Origin of the sequence: Gordonia sp. NPDC003585 (assembly GCF_040610755.1) — a bacterium.
GTDB lineage: Bacteria > Actinomycetota > Actinomycetes > Mycobacteriales > Mycobacteriaceae > Gordonia.
In genome coordinates this window covers 1-3,654 of sequence record NZ_JBEXMX010000168.1, presented here as the reverse complement: position 1 = coordinate 3,654, position 3,654 = coordinate 1, and the positions used below count along the sequence as shown (strand labels likewise).

The following is a 3,654-nucleotide window of genomic DNA, read 5'->3' as shown; positions in this document are numbered from 1 at the left end:
GTGGGCCAGCCCCGCCGAAAAACTCGACGAGCTACTAAACTCACCACCGTCAGGATCCGAATCAGGTCCTGTTGCATCCACCGCCTGAATCCGCCAGGGGACGAGTTTTCATCCCCTACTTTTGGCGCCCTCAGCGGTGTGACTGAGATCGGGCCGCTCAGGGCCCGAGCTTCGGGATATTCCCGGAGGAACACCCTCACAGGCCCGATCTCAGTCATCTTGCTGGGCCACCAGTCGACGGCACCCGGTGCTGTCGGTTTCAATGGCGCACATGACCTCCCGCTTGTTGCCGTCTGTCGCCGCGCTCGTGACGGTGGTGCTGTGGGCGTCGGCCTTCGTCGCGATCCGCGCGCTCGGTGACACGTTCTCGCCGGGGTCGATGGCATTCGGCCGGCTGTTGGCCGCTGTCGTGCCGTTGACGGTGATCCTCATCGCGGTGCGGTGGCGCACCCGCGGCACACCGTGGTTCCCGCGGGGCCGTGCGCTCGTACTCGTGATCGCTTACGGCGTCGCGTGGTTCGCGCTGTACACGGTGCTGCTCAACTGGGCTGAGCAGCACCTCGACGCGGGCACTGCCGCCCTGCTGGTGAATCTGGCCCCGATCATGGTGGCCGTGTACGCGGGCGCATTCATGGGCGACGGGTTCCCGCGCGGCCTCGTGGTCGGCATGACGCTCGCGTTCTCGGGTGTGGTGCTCATCGCGGTGGGGCCGTCGGCGTCGAACGGTGCGCACGCGGATTGGCTCGGCATCGTGCTCGGCCTTGCGACCGCGGTCCTCTACGCGATGGGCGTCTTGTTGCAGAAGGAGGCGCTGCACACCGTCGACGCCCTCACCGCCACGTGGCTGGGTGCGCTTGCCGGTCTCGTGGTGACGCTGCCTTTTGCCCCCACCGCCTACTCCGAACTCGCCGGCGCCGAGACTGCCGAGGTGTGGTGGCTGATCTACCTCGGCGTGGGCCCCACCGCGATTGCCTTCACGACCTGGGCATATGCGCTGGCCCGTACTCGTGCGAGCACCATGGCCGCGACCACCCTGGTGGTTCCGGCGATCGTTGTGGGTATGTCGTGGTTGTTCCTCGGCGAACTGCCGACCACGGCCGGGCTGATCGGCGGGGCGCTGTGCCTCGTCGGGGTCGCCATCACGCGCAATCTGATTCCCCGTCGCTTCATTCCCCGTCGCTTCCTTCCATTGAGCAGCCGCATTTCATTGAGCCGAGGACGTGGGGACGGGTAATCTTCAGTGCGCGGCGTCGGGGGGTCGACCGCGCGAGACAACCCGTCATCGGCCGAGGAGCCCTACACATGCGCAAGCTCACCACCGGCATCATCGTCGGCGTCGCCCTCGCGACAGGTGCCGCGGGCACCGTGGCGATCGTCGGCACATCGTCGTCCGACGCGGCACCGCCACCACCGAGGCCGCAATACTGTGGTCAGTTCGCCGGCCGCGGCCCCGCCCCATCGTGCAGTTACGTGGCCGATCGCAACACCGTGGTGATCTTCTTGCGTAACAACGGATATCGACGCACTCCGGTGCGCTGTGACCTGTTCTCGGCAGGCCGGCAGTACCCGCTGGACTCGACCATCCTCGGCCCCGGTCGCCGCGGAAGCGTGTCGGCCGGCCTCACCCCGAGGGTGCCGCGCTCGTTCCTCGTGTCGTGCCGAAGCCTGACGCGGGGCTACCCCGAGGTGGACCGCCGGGTGCGGTTCACGGTCGCCCCGCCGCGGCCGACGTTCACTCCGCCGAAGCGCCCGACCACGACGCACCACCGACCGCCCACGCGTCAACGGCCGCCCGAGGGCCGTCCGACGCGTAACACCCACCCGATCCCGACCCCGACGACAACCACCACGACCACGACGGTCCGGCCCACCGGCGCGCCGCGACCACAGACGTCGAACCCGCGACCCCACAACACCACCACGACGACAACCACCACGACTGCTTCCTGACCGGCCGCGGTACGCGCGCCGCGAACGGTTGGATACGGTTTCTCCTATGGATCGTGACCGCATGGTGGACGTCGGCGTGGCGATGGTGTCGCGCTTCGGCGCCAAGGCACTCAGCCTCACCTCGGTCGCGCGGCATGCGGGGGTGGCACGTGCGACCGCTTACCGGATGTTCGGCGGTCGCGACGCGCTGGTCGCGGCGATCGTCGAACGCGAGGTCTCGCTGCTGCGGGTCAAGCTGCGCGAATGGTCCGACGCCGAGTCCGACGCGGCCGGCAAGGTCCGTGCTCAGGTGAGAAACGTGCTGCCCTACATTCGCGAGCACGAGGCGCTGCAGTACGTGCTGCGCAACGAGCCGGAGGAGGTCGTCGGCGCGCTCGTCGCAACCTCGACCGGCAGCGGCCCGACGCTGATCCACCAGATCGTCAACGAGACCCTGCCCGACATCGAGCCGCAGATCGGCGACCAGCTGACGCCGAATCCCCGCGGCGCTGCCGAGTTCCTCGTGCGCACCATCTACTCGCTGATGCTCATCCCCGACACCGCCCTCACCGACGACGAGATCGCCGATCTGGTGGTTCGCGCGATCGTGAAATAGCAGATGTCCGACGAGACCGCGACAGACGAGACCGATCTGGCGACGGTGCGGATGCACCGACCCCGCTGGGGTGACCCCGACAATCCCGGTCACCTGCCCGACGCCGCGCAAGCCCTCACCGCCGGTGGATCAACCGATCGAGGCGTCGACCCGGACCACATCCCGGTACCGGAATCCACCATCCCCGACGCCGCCCGAACCGCACTCGCCGAGCTGCTCGGGGCCGACCACGTCGTCGTCGATTCCGGTGAGCGCGTCCAGCACACGCGTGGCTTCTCGACCCCCGACCTGCTGCGGCTGCGCGCCGGCGACGTCAGCGCGGCCCCCGACGTCGTCGTCTTCCCGGGCAGCCACGACGAGGTGCTCGACATCCTGGCGCTGTGCACCGACCATCGGCTCGCGGCGGTCCCGTTCACCGGCGGCACGTCGGTGGTGGGTGGTCTCGAACCCGAGCGTTCCGGCCTCGACGGTGTGGTGTGCATCGATCTGCGTCGGATGAACCGTCTCGTCGAGGTCGACGAGATCTCCCGGACCGCAACGTTCGAGGCCGGAATCCGTGGCACCGACGCCGAGATGGGTTTGCGTGCGCGCGGATTCACCCTCGGCCACTTCCCGCAGTCCTACGAGGGGGCGGGGATCGGCGGATATGCCGCGACACGGTCCGCGGGCCAGTCGTCGGCCGGCTACGGACGCTTCGACGAGATGGTCGAAGGCCTGGTGCTGGCCACCCCGCGTGGCACCATCGAACTCGGTACCGCACCCAAATCGGCTGCGGGACCGGATCTTCGACAGCTCGTTCTCGGATCGGAGGGGGTGCTCGGGGTGATCACCCGGGTGCGGCTGCGCATTCACCCACTCCCCGCGGTGCGGGTCTTCGAGGGGTGGCGATTCGCTTCCTTCGACGACGGTGCACGTGCCCTCCGACGCCTGGCCCAGGACGGTCCGCTGCCGACGGTTCTACGGCTCTCCGACGAGGTCGAGACCGCCCTCAACCTCGCCGATCCCGACCGGCTCGGCGGCGAATCGTCCGGCTGCCTGGCGATCACCGGCTTCGAAGGCGGGCCCGACGACGTCCGGTGGCGTCGCGCCGCGGCCGCCGCGCTCCTCAC

At 68.9% G+C, this 3,654-nt stretch carries 4 protein-coding genes; all 4 read left to right on the top strand.

Annotated elements, in window-relative coordinates; all coding sequences use genetic code 11:
- The first annotated feature begins 262 nt into the window (after window positions 1-262).
- Window positions 263-1,234 (top strand): DMT family transporter, encoded by a 972-nt coding sequence (locus tag ABZW74_RS24235; RefSeq protein ID WP_355280028.1) that lies wholly within the window; start codon window positions 263-265, stop codon window positions 1,232-1,234.
- Between the two features lie 68 nt (window positions 1,235-1,302).
- Window positions 1,303-1,950 (top strand): hypothetical protein, encoded by a 648-nt coding sequence (locus ABZW74_RS24230; RefSeq protein ID WP_240860608.1) that lies wholly within the window; start codon window positions 1,303-1,305, stop codon window positions 1,948-1,950.
- Window positions 1,951-1,996: 46 nt separating this feature from the next.
- Window positions 1,997-2,545, top strand: coding sequence for a TetR family transcriptional regulator (locus ABZW74_RS24225; protein ID WP_355280025.1), 549 nt, complete (start codon window positions 1,997-1,999; stop codon window positions 2,543-2,545).
- A 3-nt stretch (window positions 2,546-2,548) separates the two neighbouring features.
- On the top strand, window positions 2,549-3,654 hold a 1,106-nt coding region (locus tag ABZW74_RS24220; RefSeq protein ID WP_355280022.1), incomplete at its 3' end, for an FAD-binding oxidoreductase.

Bases quoted from the DNA above. Each gene is read 5' to 3' on its own strand.
- ABZW74_RS24235 (WP_355280028.1), top strand. From the start codon at position 263: ATGGCGCACATGACCTCCCGCTTGTTGCCGTCTGTCGCCGCGCTCGTG.
- ABZW74_RS24230 (WP_240860608.1), top strand. From the start codon at position 1,303: ATGCGCAAGCTCACCACCGGCATCATCGTCGGCGTCGCCCTCGCGACA.
- ABZW74_RS24225 (WP_355280025.1), top strand. From the start codon at position 1,997: ATGGATCGTGACCGCATGGTGGACGTCGGCGTGGCGATGGTGTCGCGC.